This window comes from Petralouisia sp. (genome assembly GCF_056822245.1).
Map to the genome: position 1 here is coordinate 35,411 of NZ_JBQIOP010000019.1, position 14,762 is coordinate 50,172.

Here is a 14,762-nt window from a genome sequence, read left to right on the forward strand (position 1 = left end):
TTATTACTGTTGACTTTTTATATTTTTTAAGATATATTGTAAATAAATTTTACAATTTTACCAAAATCAGCCAAGGAGTTTGCCATGTCTTATACCACGGACCGTTCTTTTACTGAATATACGGAATACACAAGTTCCTTTCCGCTCGCTCCCAAACCGAAACAGGCCCTTCTGGCCTTAGTCTGCTCCGGATGCGGCAGCTTTCATCATCAGGGAATTATTTCCGAATTTGAAGCCGGCCATTGTTTTCTGCTATATACCAGAGAAGCGCCCAATACGGCTGTCCTTTCCCCGGAGCTCTCCTGCCAAATCTCCCTGCTTTCTTTTTCCCTGACGGACGTGAACGCTCTTTTGGGCAGGGATTTTCAGGATACTGCCATCCGGGAGCTTTTTTCCGAAGAGGTTTCCTTTTGTCATCTTAAACTGTTACCGGAGCAAATGGACGCCATGCGTTCCTATCAAAAACTGTGCCTGTCCATGCAAAAGGATTCCCTGACCATTTACCGCCAGACGCTCCATGCCATGCTCTTATATTTTTCCCGCACTCTGGCGATTTTAAAACCAGAAAAGAGACAGGATTCCCGGGAATTTTTCTCCCGCAGTATTCTGACGGAACAGGTCAAATACCTGATTCGCCAGAATTACTCTGAATCTCTGTCTCTTTCTGATATTGCTGCTTCTGTATTTGCAAATCCCAGTTATTTAAGCCGGGTCTTTAAGGAGGAAACCGGCATCCCTCTTTCCCATTACATCAATCAGGTCCGCATCCAAAATGCCATGGTTCTTTTGGAAGATACGGAGGAATTGATCATTGACATTGCCGTGGCCTGCGGCTACAATTACATTCCGCATTTTAACCGGGTTTTCAAAGAACATACTGGCATGACTCCCGGCGCCTACCGGAAAAGCCGCCGCATAAACAGAAAATCTTCGGATTAAAAGCCGCCGCATAAACGGAACCTCTTCTAAGTTAAAAACCTCCGCTTTCATTCCCGGGCTAAAGCAGCTCAGGACTTAGAAAGCTGATAGGCCACATCCACAATCATGTCCTCCTGGCCGCCTACCATGCCCCGCCTGCCCAGTTCTTTCAAAATATCTCCTGTTTTCAGTCCGAACTGCTCCGCCGCACGTCTGGCATGAAGCAGAAAACTGGAATACACGCCGGCATATCCCAGCATCAGAGCATCCGTGTCAATGGTTTGGGGCCGCAACATTATGGGCTCCACTTGCTCCTCCGCCGTCTGCAGAAGTTTTTCCAGATTTACTCCTGTCTGACATTCCATCCGCTCAAGCAGCGCAGTAAAAACTTCAATCTGGCAGTTGCCGGCTCCCGCGCCCAGTCCCCGGCAGGTGCCGTCGATATAGGAAGCCCCTTCCTCCACAGCCGCCAGAGAATTGGCCGCTGCCATTCCCAGATTATTATGGGCATGAAATCCCACTGGAATACTCAGCTTTTCTGTCAGAAGGCTGACCCTTCTTCTCACATCATCCGGCAGCAGATATCCGGCCGAATCCGCCAGATTCACATAATCCGCTCCGGCATCCTCAAACAGCCTGGCCTGCTCTAAGATCTGCTCCGGTTTGGCCATGTGCACCATCATCAGAAATCCCGCCGTAAACATGCCCATGCTTTTTGCGGCTTTGATGTGCTGCAGTGACACATCCGCCTCTGTCACATGGGTGGCAATCCGCACTGCCCGGACGCCTCTGTGATACGCTTCCTTCATATCTGCAATGGTGCCTATGCCCGGAATCAGCAAAGCGCCCAGTCTGGCACGTTTGATAACAGACGCCGCTTCTTCTATCAGCTCCATATCTGGTGTCTCGGAAAAACCATAATTGATGGAGGAGCCTGCAATACCGTCTCCATGGCTGATTTCTATGATCGCAACGCCTGCCTCATCCAATCCTGCAGCTATATTTCTCACCTGTTCTCTGGTAAAACTGTGGCTCATGGCATGACTGCCGTCCCTAAGGGTAGTGTCTATGAGCCTGATTCTATCTTTCATGCTGTTTTCCTCCTTATATCTGTGATTTTTTTATCTTCTTATCATCAATTCTCCATATATCAGCCCTTCAGCAGCCGTTCCCTTGCAATTTTTTCAGCAACTTCAATTGCCGCAGCGTTGATAATATCCAGATTGCCGGAATATTTCGGCAGAAAATCTCCGGCTCCCTCCACTTCCACAATTACCGTCACCTGACTGCCTTTTATAATGGGCGGCGTCCGCAATTTGTATCCCGGCACATAGCTTTGCACCTTTTCTACCATCTGGCTGACTGAGGCGGTAATTTTCTCTCTGTCCGGGTTTTTCACCAGTGAATGAATGGTATTTGTCATCATCAGAGGCGGTTCTGCCGGATTTAAAATAATAATGGCTTTCCCTTTATCCGCCCCGCCCACTGTTTCCAGAGCCCTGGCAGTGGTTTCTGTAAATTCATCAATATTCGCCCGGGTTCCCGGCCCTGCGCTTTTGGAAGAAATGCAGGAAATGATTTCTGTATACTGACTGTCCGCCGCCTGGTTGATGGCATAGGCAATCGGTACTGTGGCCTGCCCGCCGCAGGTTACCATATTGAAATTCATTTCATCGGAAAGACGTTCCAGGTTCACGCAGGGCACCACATAGGGGCCTACGGCCGCCGGCGTCATGTCGATGGCAATTTTTCCTGCCTTTCTCAGCAGCGGGGCGTGGAATGCATGGGCTTTTGCTCCTGTGGCGTCAAAGACAATCTGAATTTCATCCTTCTCAAGAATTGCCTCCACTCCCTCTGTGGTTGTCTCAAATCCCAGCTTTTTTGCCCGCCGGATTCCCTCGGATTCCACAATGCCCACCATACAGGACATTTCCAGATATCTGCTTCGCATAATTTTATACATCAAATCAGATCCTATATTCCCCGGCCCGATAATCGCCGCTTTTACTTTCTCCATAATTTCCTCCGTTCTGCATTTTTAAAGATTTCTTGTCTGTATTTACTGTTTCTGCACCAGAATGTCTGCATAAAGCTCTTCAAAGTCTTTTTGGGCAAAATATCCGGTTCTCTCCTGTCTGGCATTTGCCGCTGCCAGAGCGCTGGCATAGCGGAGAATCTTTGGCGGTTCCCAATGATTTTTTATGCCGATTGCAAATCCGGCCATCATGGAATCTCCGCAGCCTACGGTATTAATTGTTTCTATTTTGGGCACGGCTGCCTGATAAATGCCCGAAGCTACAGCCATAACCGCCCCTTCCTGACCAAGTGAAATCACAACATAAGAAATTCCCTGTTTTCCAAGCCGCTCCGCCGCCAGAAAAAGCTCCTCCCTGGAAAGCTCCTCCTTACCTGTCAACTGTCTGATTTCATCCTGATTGGGCTTAATCAGTACAGGCGCTGCCCTGACACATTCCTGCAATGCAGGCCCGCTGGTGTCTAACAATACCGGAACAGACGCCCGTTTTGCTTCCTGTATCATTCTCACATACACATCTGCCTCCATGCCCCGGGGCAGGCTTCCGGATATCACCACCGCTTCGGCGTCTCTCAGAAGTTCCCGATATCCGCGTTCCATCTGACTGATTTCTTCATCGGAAATCTCCAGACCGCCTTCCAGTATTTCCGTCTGCAGGCCAGTTTCCTCCTCCGCAATATTAAGGCAGATCCGGCTTTCGCCGCCAACATGCACAAAGCCGGCAGTAATTCCGTCCCTGCCGGCAAGCTCCTCCAATAACGCTCCGGTATGCCCGCCTGCAAACCCAAAAGCCGTTGCCTGTTCTCCTGCAAGTACGGCAACCCTGGCCACATTCAGCCCCTTTCCCCCTGCGCTGCATTGACATTCCAAAACACGGTTTACCTCACCCAGCCGCAGTTTTTTCACCTGATACCGTTTGTCAATTGCAGCATTTAACGTTACCGTCAGAATCATAGTTCCTCCTTTCCTGATTGTTCTATAATACCGAACGATGTTCTGATTTTTGATTATTAATTTGGGATTGCCGTATGAAAGATCACAGACACCAGGGATAGATATACCTGGCGAATGAATCTTCTATATCTGGTACAGAATTTCTCCATGCGGCATCCCCATCTTCTCACAGATTTATCGTTCAATATTATTGAATCATGTTCGTAATTTTGATTATAATATAAAAAGCGAAACTTTTCAAGAGATTTTCGTGATTTTCAGCTTCCACGATATCCCAGTTTCCTGGAAATATCTTCCGCCGCCTTTTTCAGTCTGCAGGAAGCCTCCCTGATCTGCTCCTCAGTCATTCTGACTGCAGAACTGGAGATACTGATTGCCGCTGCAGGCTTTCCCTGATAATCATAAATGGCAGAAGCCACACATTTCAGCCCAAGCTCCACTTCCTCATTATCTATCGCATACCCTCTCTGACGGATTCCTTCCAATTCTCTGAGGATGTCGTCTTTTGCGGTAAGGGTATGGGGCGTCAGGGGTTCCCGCTTCTGCCCTTCCAGTAAAAATTCAATTTCCCTCTGCTCTAATTCTGCCAGAACTGCCTTGCCAATTCCGGTACAGTACATAGGCGCCCGTTTCCCCACCTGGGAATAAACAATTCTGGTGTCCGGCGCATCCACTTTGTCGATATAAACTACTTCATAATCCTTGTACAGCCCCATATGCACTGTCATTTTAAAACAGGCGGACAGCTCCTTCAAATAGGGTTTTGCAAGTTCCCGAATGTCCATCCGCTCCTGGACAATACAGCCCATTTCAAAGAGTTTCAGCCCCAAACGGTAACATTTATTTTCCGGATTCTGCTCCAGATACCCTTCCTGCACCAGAGTATTCACCAGTCCGTAAATCGTGCTTTTTCCAAGGCCCATCTGCCGGGAAATGTCTGTAATTCCCAGTTCCGAGATGCTTCCGGCAAAGCATTCCAGAATACGAAATGCACGTTCTACAGACTGAATTGTAACTCCCTGACCCATAAATTTCCACCTTTTCTTCTTTCTTCCGTTCTGCTGCTATTTACTGACAGAGTATCTTGCTGCAGTCGCACTGCTATCGTATGCTCCGCTTGCAGAGTATGCTGCTGCAGCCCACCGCTATCCTGCTCTATCCTGCCGTAAATTCCGCTTGTAGACTATCCTGCTCACCGTTATCCCACTGCAATATCTGCCGCCGGAATATCTCCGCCGCCTAAATCTGCGCCTCCCAGCTCCGCCGCCGGAGCTGAAAGATCCGGCATTCCGCCTCCTGCCAGTTCCGCTGCGATCATCATCTGTACCTGCTGCTCAATCTGGGCCTCAATCTGGGCTTCTGTCAGTTCTATGCCGTCCTCGCTTAACTGCACTTCCACGCCGTCCATGGGAATATATGCCCGTTCAAATTCTGTACCGTCCGAATTGTCTGCATTGCTCATATTCTTCTTATATTCCAAATCCGCTTCTTCCATTTTGCCATGCTCTATATTCCGGTGCATCCGGCGCCTCTGCATCAGTTCCATCTGCTGACGTTTCTGCTTTTGAACCTTCTGGGATTTTTCATTTCTGGCTTTCTGCTTTAAGTTCTGCTCTTTCCGTTTGACCCGAAGCTTGATATCATTTTTCTGCTGCTGTTCTTCCGCCTTTGCTTCTGCGGCATGTCTTTTCTGAAGCTGCTCTTCCTGCTTTAAATTCTGGGTTTTCATCTGAGCGCAGCGAACCATCCGTTTGGCATGAATAATCGCAGCGGCAAGCTCCGATTCCTTAAATTGCCCGGTTCCCTTGGCCTTGAGCAGATTGGCAAGTTTTCCCTTGGCCTGGGCCAGCACCTGGCCTGCGCTCTGGGATCTTTTTGCCCGGGTCAGCGCGGAGCGGATCTCCCTGGGATTGTAGTTGACGTTTTTCTTTTTTACTTTATTCTTATTGTCCTTCTTCGGAATTCCTCCGTATCTTTTTGCACTGTCGGTTGATATGCTTCCCTGCATGCTTCCCGACGCCACGCCGCCGGCGCTGTACGATGTCACCTTCATAGCTCTTCCCTCCCTGAAATCACTTTTATATAACATCGTCACTTTTTTCCAAAAAATAAACCGCTGGAAAGAATACATTTCAAATACTCTTTCCAGCGGCCTATCGTACATTCTTATTTTCCGATTCTATACTAATTCCAGAAGAACCTCTAAAGCGCCGTCACCTTTACGCTGACCAATTTTCACGATTCTGGTGTATCCACCGTTACGGCCTACATATTTTGGAGCAATTTCGTCAAATATCTTGGTTGCAACGTCAACTTTCTTGGTGTTTTTCTTCTTTCCTGCGTTTTCAGCGGGAACAGATGTTACAGAGTATAATACCTTGTTCATCTGCCTTCTTGCATGCAAACGGGAAGGAAGGTCTTTTTTGATTTTCTTCTCTACTTCGTCGTATACAGTAACTTTCTTACCGTCTACTACTTCTTTCACTCTCTTGCCGTCTTTGTCTTTACGGGGCACTTTGGCGGTTACTGTAACCTCTTCAAAGTTATCTTTTTCCCGAACTGCCATGGCAATCAAGCCTTCTGCCACTTTGCGGATTTCTTTTGCTTTTGCTTCAGTAGTAACAATTTTGCCATGGTATAACAGCGCTGTTACCTGGTTTCTGATCAAAGCTTTTCTCTGATCAGAGGTTCTGCCTAATTTTCTATATTTAGCCATTTTAATCGTCCTCCATTTTAATATCCGGCAATGCCTTTTGGTCTTATTTACCGAACATGTGATTTGCAGGGTTTCGCCTTTTGGTCTTACAAACCCTGTATTTGAACCAGACTGCTGATTCTGCTGCACCCCTCAGGGATTTTATTCCTCTCCGGGATTCAGCTGCAGGCCTAATTCTTTTAACTTCGCTAACACTTCTTCTAAAGACTTACGTCCGAGATTACGAACTTTCATCATATCTTCCGGTGTTCTGTTTGTTAACTCTTCCACGGTATTAATTCCTGCCCGTTTCAGGCAGTTATAAGAACGAACGGACAACTCCAGTTCATCAATATTCATTTCAAGAACTTTTTCCTTTGCATTGTCTTCTTTTTCTATCATGACTTCTGCAGTTCTTGCATTCTCAGATAAGTCAATGAACAGATTCAAATGCTCGCTTAAAACTTTTGCTGCCAGACTTACTGCCTCGTCCGGTTCCAGTGTACCGTTTGTATATACGTCAAGGGTAAGCTTATCGTAATCTGTGATTTGTCCCACACGGGTATTCTCAATGGTAAGATTCACACGTTCTACCGGCGTATAAATGGAATCTACCGCAATCACGCCGATGGGCACATCTTCACTCTTGTTCTTATCAGCACTTACGTAGCCTCTGCCTTTGGTAATGGTCAGTTCCATATACAATCTGGAATCTGCGCCGCCGTTCAAATGGGCGATTACCAAATCCGGATTCAATACCTGAATATCAGGATCAACCTGGATATCGGCTGCTGTAACTACGCCTTCACCTTCAAATTCAATGTAAGCAACTTTAGACTCGTTTGTTGGGCTGGTGTTTTTTAATGCCAGATTCTTGATGTTCATAATAATCTCAGTTACATCTTCCTTTACGCCGGGAATAGAACTGAACTCATGCAAAACACTTTCGATTTTTACCTGGCTGACTGCTGCGCCTGGCAACGAAGAAAGCATAATTCTTCTTAAAGAATTGCCAAGTGTAGTACCATAGCCTCTTTCCAGTGGTTCTACAACAAATCGGCCGTACTTTTTGTCTTCTGAAATTTTGGAAATTTCAATTTTTGGTTTTTCAAAATCGAACACTACAAAGTCCCTCCTTTTCGGGTATCGTTGCTTGTTAATGATTATTTAGAATATAACTCGACGATAAGCATTTCGTTTACCGGAACGTCAATTACTTCTCTGTTCGGTAATTCTTTTACAGTACCCTTCAGGTTTTCCTGATCTGCCTCCAGCCATTCCGGAACCAGTCTTCCGGCTGTAACTTCAAGGATGTCTTTGTATCTCTGGGAACCTTTGCATTTTTCTTTGATTTCGATTGTATCTCCGGCTTTTACCAGATAGGAAGGAATATTGACCTGTTTGCCGTTTACCATTACATGCTTGTGATCAACAATCTGCCTTGCTTCTTTTCTGGTTCTTGCCAGGCCTAAACGGAATACTACGTTATCCAGTCTGCTTTCCAGAATGGTCATCAGGTTCTCACCGGTCATGCCTTTCATCCTGTCAGCTTTCAGGTAGTAGTTATGGAATGGTTTTTCCAGTACTCCGTAGATGAATTTCGCTTTCTGTTTTTCTCTCAACTGAAGTCCGTATTCAGAAACTTTTCTGTTTGCTCTCTTCAACTGTCTGTTGGACTTCTTATCTATTCCTAAATAAATTGGATCTAAACCAAGAGATCTGCATCTCTTAAGAACGGGAACTCTATTTACTGCCATCTTATTTTATACCTCCTAATCAGACTCTTCTACGTTTGGGCGGACGACATCCATTGTGAGGCACCGGAGTAACATCTTTGATGCTGGTTACCTCAAGGCCGCATGCCTGAAGCGCACGGATTGCCGCTTCTCTTCCGGAACCCGGACCCTTAACCATAACGTCTACTGTTTTCAACCCATGTATCAGAGCTGCTTTTGTCGCTGTTTCTGCTGCCATCTGTGCGGCATACGGAGTAGATTTCCTTGAACCTCTAAAGCCAAGACCGCCTGCACTTGCCCATGATAAAGCATTTCCTTCAGCATCTGTAATTGTTACAATTGTATTGTTAAAAGATGACTGAATGTGCGCCTGTCCACGTTCAACGTTTTTCTTTACGCGCTTTTTTGTCACTTTTTTTCCAGTGTTTTTCGCCATATCTAAACTAACCTACTTTCTGAATAATTTATTTACTTGTTCCGGGGCGGTGATATCCGGCAAACCTGCAAACATCCCTGACGCTTCAGGCCGCTCTTTCCCGCCTATTTCTGCTAAGCGGCAACTGCTTATTTCTTCTTATTCGCAACAGTTCTCTTAGGACCTTTTCTGGTTCTTGCATTGGTCTTTGTTTTCTGACCGCGAACCGGAAGTCCTTTTCTGTGACGGATTCCGCGATAGCATCCGATTTCCTGCAATCTCTTGATATTCAAAGCGATTTCTCTTCTCAAATCACCTTCCACCATCTGGGAAGCGTCAATCACTTCACTGATTCTCTTTACTTCTTCATCTGTCAAATCTCTGACACGGGTATCCGGATTCACTTTGGCTTCTGCCAGAATGCGGTTAGAACTGGTTCTTCCGATTCCGTAAATATAAGTCAATCCTATTTCCACACGTTTTTCTCTTGGTAAATCTACACCTGCGATACGAGCCATGTATGTCGTACACCTCCATAATATTTTCTTATTGATAACTGCAATAGTTCAGGCAAACCTGCAACAAAATCTGCCTTACACACGAAAAACAAACATATACAGCTACGGTTGCTCGTCCTGAAATGAGTGTATATCTTTGTTCTCTGCTTACTATTTGGTTCTGCACGTTCTTCCGGATTCCCTCGGTATCAAAAAACCCGGAAACAGCCGCACCTGCTGTTTATTATGAACAGTAAAACATGATTCGGGAACAACCGTCCCTGGTGTTTCACTACAGCCGCACATAAATAAAATGTTTTTTCAAAAAGGAAGTTCTGCCCGGCAAATACCCGGCAAAACCTGCGCCCGATCCATGCGCCTCATTATCCCTGTCTCTGTTTATGTTTTGGATTCTCACAGATAACCCGGATGCTTCCTTTTCTCTTTATAATCTTGCATTTCTCACAAATAGGTTTTACGGATGATCTTACCTTCACAGCAATTCCTCCTTTCTGCTGTCTGTACAGTTTCATTGAACCTGCCTCTTGTTTTTGTACACAAAAACAACTCGCTCCAAAAGCGTTCACGAGTTATTATATCATCTGATTTTAGAAAAATCAAGGGAATAACGAAATTTTTTGTACTGAAATTTTCACTCCGGTGACAGGTCGGCTGCTCTGCCATATGCCTCTCACCGGATACTGAAAATTCTGACATTCTGTTCTATTTTATTTTGCTGCTTTGTTTCACCTTGCTCCACGGGCCATACAGTGTCTCTTTACCGACTTTTTTATAGCTGCGGAGCCTTACGTAGTATTTCTTCCCGGCCTTCAGCTTTTTAAATGTGTACGAAGCCTTGGAAGTTTTCTGGGATTTCATGCTTTTCTTAAAATTCTTGGCAGTGCTTACCTGAATCTGATATCCGGAGGCTCTTTTATCTTTTGCCCATTTCACTGCCAGTTTCTTTCCCTTTGCCGCCTTAACAGATTTGATTGCCGGCTTTTTAGGGCTTACTTTGACTGTTACCCTGACAAGATCTTTGTCTGTCCTGACCGTTATCACTGCAATTCCGGTGTTTTTAACTGTCACCTTTCCGGTGTTTCTGTCCACTGCGGCAATTTTCGGCCTGGAGCTGGCAAAGGCCAGCTTACCTGACGAGGAAGCCCGGATTTGGAAAGGCTTCGCGCCGTAAGTAACTTTATACAGTTTTTTTGTACAGGTGACAGACATATCCTGCTGTTCTTCGGCTTTTATAATTGTAAAATTTACTGTTTTGCTGCCGGTATAATTCCCTTTGCCGGTAACAACTGCTTTTGCCGTTCCTATATTGACATTATTGCTGTATGAAACTGTATAATCTGTATTCAGAGTAAGCGTTTTTCCGTTTAATCGGACTGTGACAGCCGGAGTTTTGGCTTTTCCGTCATAAATGCAACTGTTTTTCTCTAATGTGACCTCAGACTTGGAAATATCCTCCTTTGCCGGGTCATCCTGGAGGGAATCATCCTGGGAAGAATCCGGCGGCTGGTTGTCTGAAACAAGGCGGAACAAAAAGTCATGTTCTTTTGCATAATCGGCTGCCGCTGAGTTCTCATCTGTGCCATAAATCACAAAATCAGAAATTTTTACTCCATCAGAAAGTCCAAAAGCCTTGCTGCCGATACTTGTTACACTGCCAGGTATTGTCACGCTCTTCATGCTGCTGCAATTGTAAAATGCATAGGCCCCTATGTTTGTTACGCTGTTTGGAATGATTATTTCTGTTAACCCGCTGCAGTTGTAAAACGCTTGCTCTCCGATTTCCTCCAAACTGTCAGGCAGCTTTAGTTCCGTTAATCCGCTGCAGCCGACAAATGCGCAGTATTTGATTTCCTTCAAACTGCCGGGCAGCTCCAATTCCGTTAATCCGCTGCAGCCGGAAAATGCGTACTCACCAATGGCTGTTACATGCTCCGGCATTTTCGTATTGCTGCAGCCGGCTATAAGAATACCGCTGTCTTTCGATATAATGGCATTGCAGTTATTTCTGCTGTCATATGCTTCATTATTACTGTCAACTGTGATACTTTCCAGGCCGATACAATAGTGGAATGCCGCTTCATCAATATTGGCCACACTGTCTGGAATTGTTAAGTTTTTGAGGCTGCTGCAATTGGAAAATGCATAGGCCCCTATATTTGTTACGCTGTTTGGAATCGTTAGTTCCTGCAATTTTTTGCAGCCATAAAATACATAAGTTTCAAGGCTGGTTATCCCTTTTCCTACAGACACGCTTGTTAAATTTGCGCAATTGGTAAACGCGCGGCTTCCGATACTTGTTACACTGTCCGGAATGATCAGTTCTGTCAATCCGCTGCAGCCTTCAAAGGCAAATTTCCCAATGCTTTCCATATTATCAGGCAATACTACGCTCTCCAACCCGCTGCAGCCCCAGAATGCCGATGCTCCGATGCTGACCACACTGTCCGGCACTTGTGTGCCTTTGCAGCCTGCAAAAAGTTCATTGGTTTCTGTCCTGATAATCGCATTGCAGTCTTCCCTGCTGTCAAATACTGTATTATTTTCGTCAACCGTAACACTCTCCAAACTGCTGCATCCGCGGAATAAGCCAAACCCGTCACTCTCAATGGTTGTTACTCCGCTTCCGATTGCCAGGCTTGTTAAACTGGTGCAGGAGCCAAATGTCATTCTTCCGATATATCTCACATTGTCCGGAATTGTCACACGTTCCACATTGTAGCCAATAGAAGAAAACAGATTGATGCTTGTAACCTTCTTCCCCTCAATCTCTGCAGGAATGATTATATCTGTATCCTCTCCTGTATACTTTTTGAGCTCTACGCATTCCTCGCCCTCAATGCCGTGTACTTCATCCAGAATATACATCCATTCCTCTGATTCCATCCAGTCCCCTGCGCGGGCTTTTATGCTGTTCAAAGGCATACTTGCCATCAGAAGCAGCAGAGCCAGAAATCCCGCCAATCGTTTCCTGCCATTTTTCATTCTTCTTCCCGTCCTTTCACATTTACTTCACTTTCACTGATTTCACTGCAGAATAGGGTGATATCACAGTCATTCCCTTTCCTTTTTTATAGGCGGCAATTCTGTAGTAATACGTTCTGCCTGACTTTAACTTTTTATTGGTATAAGATACAGCAGAAGCGCTTTTTAACGTTTTCACTTTTTTGTAGCCGCTCTTTTTGAATGCGCTGCGGTATACATAATAGCCGTTTACACCCTGAATTTTTTTCCACTTTACAGTTGCAGTTCTTTTTCCCGCTTTCACAGAAGAAATCTTGGGCTTTGCAGGAGCCTTTACAAAATTCGCTGACAGAGCATACCTGCAGAATACCGCTGAACTGTCATAAGTTCCTTTGACTTTAATATAATAAATCCCTTTCTTTACATCCAGGCTGAAGGCTTTTTCTGCTGCAATTCCATTTAACCCGGCAACTGTATTTAATTTCCTGTCATAGACAACAACCTCCCATCCGGAACCCACGTCGCTTATCTGGTTTGTGTCTGAAGAGGAAAGTTTCACGCTGATTTTTCCGGATGCCGGTATATTTAATTTATAAAAATCTTCATCTCCTTTTGCTCCGGTAATGCCGTGATACGTTTTGCCCGATTTAATGGAAGTGGCTGCTTTCGCCGTTCCATTGGGTTCCGATTCCCAGTTTGCCGCCGCTTTCTGAACCACCTTCAAATCATAGACAGACTTTACCGCATCGCTGTAATATTTTCCTATCTGAATATAGAATACTCTGCCCGGCTTCGCATAGGGCAGAATCACACTGGTCCAGGTCTTTGTTATCCCTGTTCCTGAAGTCAGCGCCCTTCCTGTTTCATCCAAAACATTAATATACCATCCTCCCCGATTTGAGATATTTGTCTCATTATGTGCAAGCTGCACCTGGAAATATCCCTGGGCGCTTGTTTGAAACCGGAAAAAGTCTGTGTCATACTTACTTTCTGTAATTCCATGATACGTATGGTTTACTGATATGGCGCTGGCCTCCGCCATCGTTTCATTTGACTCTGACTCCCAGTCTGCGGAAGCGGTCTGCGTAACAGTCAAATCATAAACGCTGTTAACTGCTGAACTGTAATATTTCTCAACCCGGATATAAAATATCCTTCCCGGATCTGCATAGGGAAGCACAATACTGGTCCAGGTCTTTGTAATCCCATAGCCCGTAGTCAGCGCTTCTCCTTTCTCATTCAGCACATTTACCTCCCAGCCGCCTTCACTTGTGTCGTTTGCACTGTTATGGGCAAGCTGCACTTGAAAATATCCATGAGCTGTGGAGGTAAACTTAAAATAATCTACATCATCTTCCGTGTCGAGCACTTCAGAATATGTTTTATTCACCTGTATTTCCATTGCTTCCGCCATGGTTCCCCCGGCATCCGGCCCTGCCGCATATACCATCCGTTCCTGTCCCTGCAGGAAAAATGCTCCCAACATAAATGCCATTGCTGCCAGCATTACCATGCTGTTTCTCCATTGTCTTTTCATAAAATCACCCGTTCCTTTCTTACAGCCACACCTTGATCCCCTTAAAATTCCTCATACTCCACACTGCCGTCCGAATAAGTAATTTCATAATACCCATGGCCGGAACCGTTGCAGTCATAAAATGCCTTTTTAGACACTACGGATCTTCCGGAATCGCCGGAGGATTCTTCCTGGGTTCCCACCCTGACAACTTTATTCACCGGCTCCTTCGTAACTGTTTCCTCTGCCGTTTCCCTGGATTCCTCTGTTCCGTCCACATAGGTAACCTGATAGGTAACCTGTTTTTCTCCGTTTTCGCCGTTTGTACTGACTTCCTCCTGCCCTTTTGCCATGGAGCTGTCGTCCTCATAGACAGTTTCATACTCGATGGTTTCCGTTTCCACAACCGTATCAAAGGTCACCCGGTTTACCACAATTTTCATGCCCTCTGTCACTGCCTCTGTGACTGCGGGGGTGACGCGGTCGTCTTTTCCCAATGTGATTTTCAGTTCTTCCAATACGTCGCCAACCTTCCCCGCCTCTGTTTCCCGGGCGTAGGTTTCTCCGTCGCACACCACCTCTATACTGTAGGAATAAGAGATTTTCACTTCCATCCCATCTTTGATGTATTCATCCAGTTCATAATTGACATGCTGCTTTTCTCCCAGAGTAATTCCTTCCTGCTCCAGAAGGTCGCCGATGGTTCCGCCCATCATCACTACTTCTCTGGTGGCTCCATCCGCCGTCAGCTTTACGGTATTCTTTCTGGAAATCACAATTTTCCCGGCTTCTGTTATCTTTGTATCCAGTGCGGGGCTGATTTCATCTCCTTCCTTCCATGTAATTTCTGCGTCCTTCAGAATCTCTTCCACTGTAGACGGGGTGGAAACCTCCAGCTCTGTAACAATGCCGCCGTCCTCAATCTGCACTTCTGCTTTTTTGCAGGCGCACAGCCCCAGTAAAAAAACTGCTGCCACAGCAAGCAGCATAATTTTCTTTCCCATTCTCATGACA

General features: G+C 45.7%; 15 protein-coding genes. 1 reads left to right on the forward strand and 14 read right to left on the reverse strand.

The genetic code is table 11. The features are described from left to right. Window positions 1-84: 84 nt before the first annotated feature. Complete coding sequence (locus ACTO17_RS09300) at window positions 85-939, forward strand: helix-turn-helix transcriptional regulator (protein WP_482557753.1); 855 nt, start codon at window positions 85-87, stop codon at window positions 937-939. Between the two features lie 68 nt (window positions 940-1,007). Here ACTO17_RS09300 and dmpG read toward each other — a convergent pair whose 3' ends face one another. From dmpG to ACTO17_RS09370, 14 genes are all read right to left on the reverse strand, one after another. Then, a complete protein-coding gene (gene dmpG, locus ACTO17_RS09305) occupies window positions 1,008-2,009 on the reverse strand; it encodes a 4-hydroxy-2-oxovalerate aldolase (RefSeq protein ID WP_482557754.1) in 1,002 nt (333 codons plus the stop codon). Window positions 2,010-2,068: 59 nt separating this feature from the next. Then, window positions 2,069-2,935: an acetaldehyde dehydrogenase (acetylating) gene (locus tag ACTO17_RS09310; RefSeq protein WP_172535614.1), complete on the reverse strand. Its 867-nt coding sequence runs from the start codon at window positions 2,933-2,935 to the stop codon at window positions 2,069-2,071. Window positions 2,936-2,977: 42 nt separating this feature from the next. After that, a complete protein-coding gene (pfkB, locus tag ACTO17_RS09315; RefSeq protein WP_482557755.1) occupies window positions 2,978-3,907 on the reverse strand; it encodes a 1-phosphofructokinase in 930 nt (309 codons plus the stop codon). A gap of 257 nt (window positions 3,908-4,164) precedes the next feature. Then, complete coding sequence (locus tag ACTO17_RS09320) at window positions 4,165-4,935, reverse strand: IclR family transcriptional regulator (RefSeq protein ID WP_482557756.1); 771 nt, start codon at window positions 4,933-4,935, stop codon at window positions 4,165-4,167. Window positions 4,936-5,105: 170 nt separating this feature from the next. After that, window positions 5,106-5,960: a hypothetical protein gene (locus tag ACTO17_RS09325; RefSeq protein WP_482557757.1), complete on the reverse strand. Its 855-nt coding sequence runs from the start codon at window positions 5,958-5,960 to the stop codon at window positions 5,106-5,108. Window positions 5,961-6,086: 126 nt separating this feature from the next. After that, complete coding sequence (locus ACTO17_RS09330) at window positions 6,087-6,623, reverse strand: bL17 family ribosomal protein (protein ID WP_482557758.1); 537 nt, start codon at window positions 6,621-6,623, stop codon at window positions 6,087-6,089. Window positions 6,624-6,764: 141 nt separating this feature from the next. Then, the gene (locus tag ACTO17_RS09335) at window positions 6,765-7,724 is read right to left on the reverse strand and encodes a DNA-directed RNA polymerase subunit alpha (RefSeq protein WP_172535469.1); all 960 of its coding nucleotides are present in this window, start codon (window positions 7,722-7,724) and stop codon (window positions 6,765-6,767) included. Between the two features lie 41 nt (window positions 7,725-7,765). Further along, window positions 7,766-8,359 (reverse strand): 30S ribosomal protein S4, encoded by a 594-nt coding sequence (gene rpsD / locus ACTO17_RS09340; RefSeq protein WP_172535468.1) that lies wholly within the window; start codon window positions 8,357-8,359, stop codon window positions 7,766-7,768. 19 nt (window positions 8,360-8,378) lie between these two features. Further along, window positions 8,379-8,774, reverse strand: a complete 396-nt coding sequence (gene rpsK / locus ACTO17_RS09345) for a 30S ribosomal protein S11 (RefSeq protein WP_135989544.1) — start codon at window positions 8,772-8,774, stop codon at window positions 8,379-8,381. 128 nt (window positions 8,775-8,902) lie between these two features. Then, entirely contained in the window at window positions 8,903-9,271 is a 369-nt protein-coding gene (gene rpsM, locus ACTO17_RS09350; RefSeq protein ID WP_172535467.1) for a 30S ribosomal protein S13, read from the reverse strand. 362 nt (window positions 9,272-9,633) lie between these two features. Next, window positions 9,634-9,747, reverse strand: a complete 114-nt coding sequence (gene rpmJ / locus ACTO17_RS09355) for a 50S ribosomal protein L36 (RefSeq protein ID WP_003497809.1) — start codon at window positions 9,745-9,747, stop codon at window positions 9,634-9,636. Between the two features lie 226 nt (window positions 9,748-9,973). Beyond that, window positions 9,974-12,253 carry a leucine-rich repeat protein gene (locus ACTO17_RS09360; RefSeq protein ID WP_482557759.1) on the reverse strand — a complete coding sequence of 760 codons (2,280 nt, stop codon included), beginning with the start codon at window positions 12,251-12,253 and terminating at the stop codon, window positions 9,974-9,976. Window positions 12,254-12,275: 22 nt separating this feature from the next. Beyond that, window positions 12,276-13,769: a fibronectin type III domain-containing protein gene (locus ACTO17_RS09365; protein ID WP_482557760.1), complete on the reverse strand. Its 1,494-nt coding sequence runs from the start codon at window positions 13,767-13,769 to the stop codon at window positions 12,276-12,278. 41 nt (window positions 13,770-13,810) lie between these two features. After that, a complete protein-coding gene (locus ACTO17_RS09370) occupies window positions 13,811-14,758 on the reverse strand; it encodes a ubiquitin-like domain-containing protein (RefSeq protein ID WP_482557761.1) in 948 nt (315 codons plus the stop codon). Between the last annotated feature and the right edge of the window lie 4 nt (window positions 14,759-14,762).

Excerpts from the sequence above, each read along its gene's own strand:
- rpsD (WP_172535468.1), bottom strand. The coding sequence starts at position 8,359 with ATGGCAGTAAATAGAGTTCCCGTTCTTAAGAGATGCAGATCTCTTGGT.
- ACTO17_RS09325 (WP_482557757.1), bottom strand. The coding sequence starts at position 5,960 with ATGAAGGTGACATCGTACAGCGCCGGCGGCGTGGCGTCGGGAAGCATG.
- ACTO17_RS09310 (WP_172535614.1), bottom strand. The coding sequence starts at position 2,935 with ATGGAGAAAGTAAAAGCGGCGATTATCGGGCCGGGGAATATAGGATCT.
- rpsM (WP_172535467.1), bottom strand. The coding sequence starts at position 9,271 with ATGGCTCGTATCGCAGGTGTAGATTTACCAAGAGAAAAACGTGTGGAA.
- pfkB (WP_482557755.1), bottom strand. The coding sequence starts at position 3,907 with ATGATTCTGACGGTAACGTTAAATGCTGCAATTGACAAACGGTATCAG.
- ACTO17_RS09365 (WP_482557760.1), bottom strand. The coding sequence starts at position 13,769 with ATGAAAAGACAATGGAGAAACAGCATGGTAATGCTGGCAGCAATGGCA.
- ACTO17_RS09330 (WP_482557758.1), bottom strand. The coding sequence starts at position 6,623 with ATGGCTAAATATAGAAAATTAGGCAGAACCTCTGATCAGAGAAAAGCT.
- rpsK (WP_135989544.1), bottom strand. The coding sequence starts at position 8,774 with ATGGCGAAAAACACTGGAAAAAAAGTGACAAAAAAGCGCGTAAAGAAA.
- ACTO17_RS09360 (WP_482557759.1), bottom strand. The coding sequence starts at position 12,253 with ATGAAAAATGGCAGGAAACGATTGGCGGGATTTCTGGCTCTGCTGCTT.
- dmpG (WP_482557754.1), bottom strand. The coding sequence starts at position 2,009 with ATGAAAGATAGAATCAGGCTCATAGACACTACCCTTAGGGACGGCAGT.
- ACTO17_RS09300 (WP_482557753.1), top strand. The coding sequence starts at position 85 with ATGTCTTATACCACGGACCGTTCTTTTACTGAATATACGGAATACACA.
- ACTO17_RS09370 (WP_482557761.1), bottom strand. The coding sequence starts at position 14,758 with ATGAGAATGGGAAAGAAAATTATGCTGCTTGCTGTGGCAGCAGTTTTT.
- ACTO17_RS09320 (WP_482557756.1), bottom strand. The coding sequence starts at position 4,935 with ATGGGTCAGGGAGTTACAATTCAGTCTGTAGAACGTGCATTTCGTATT.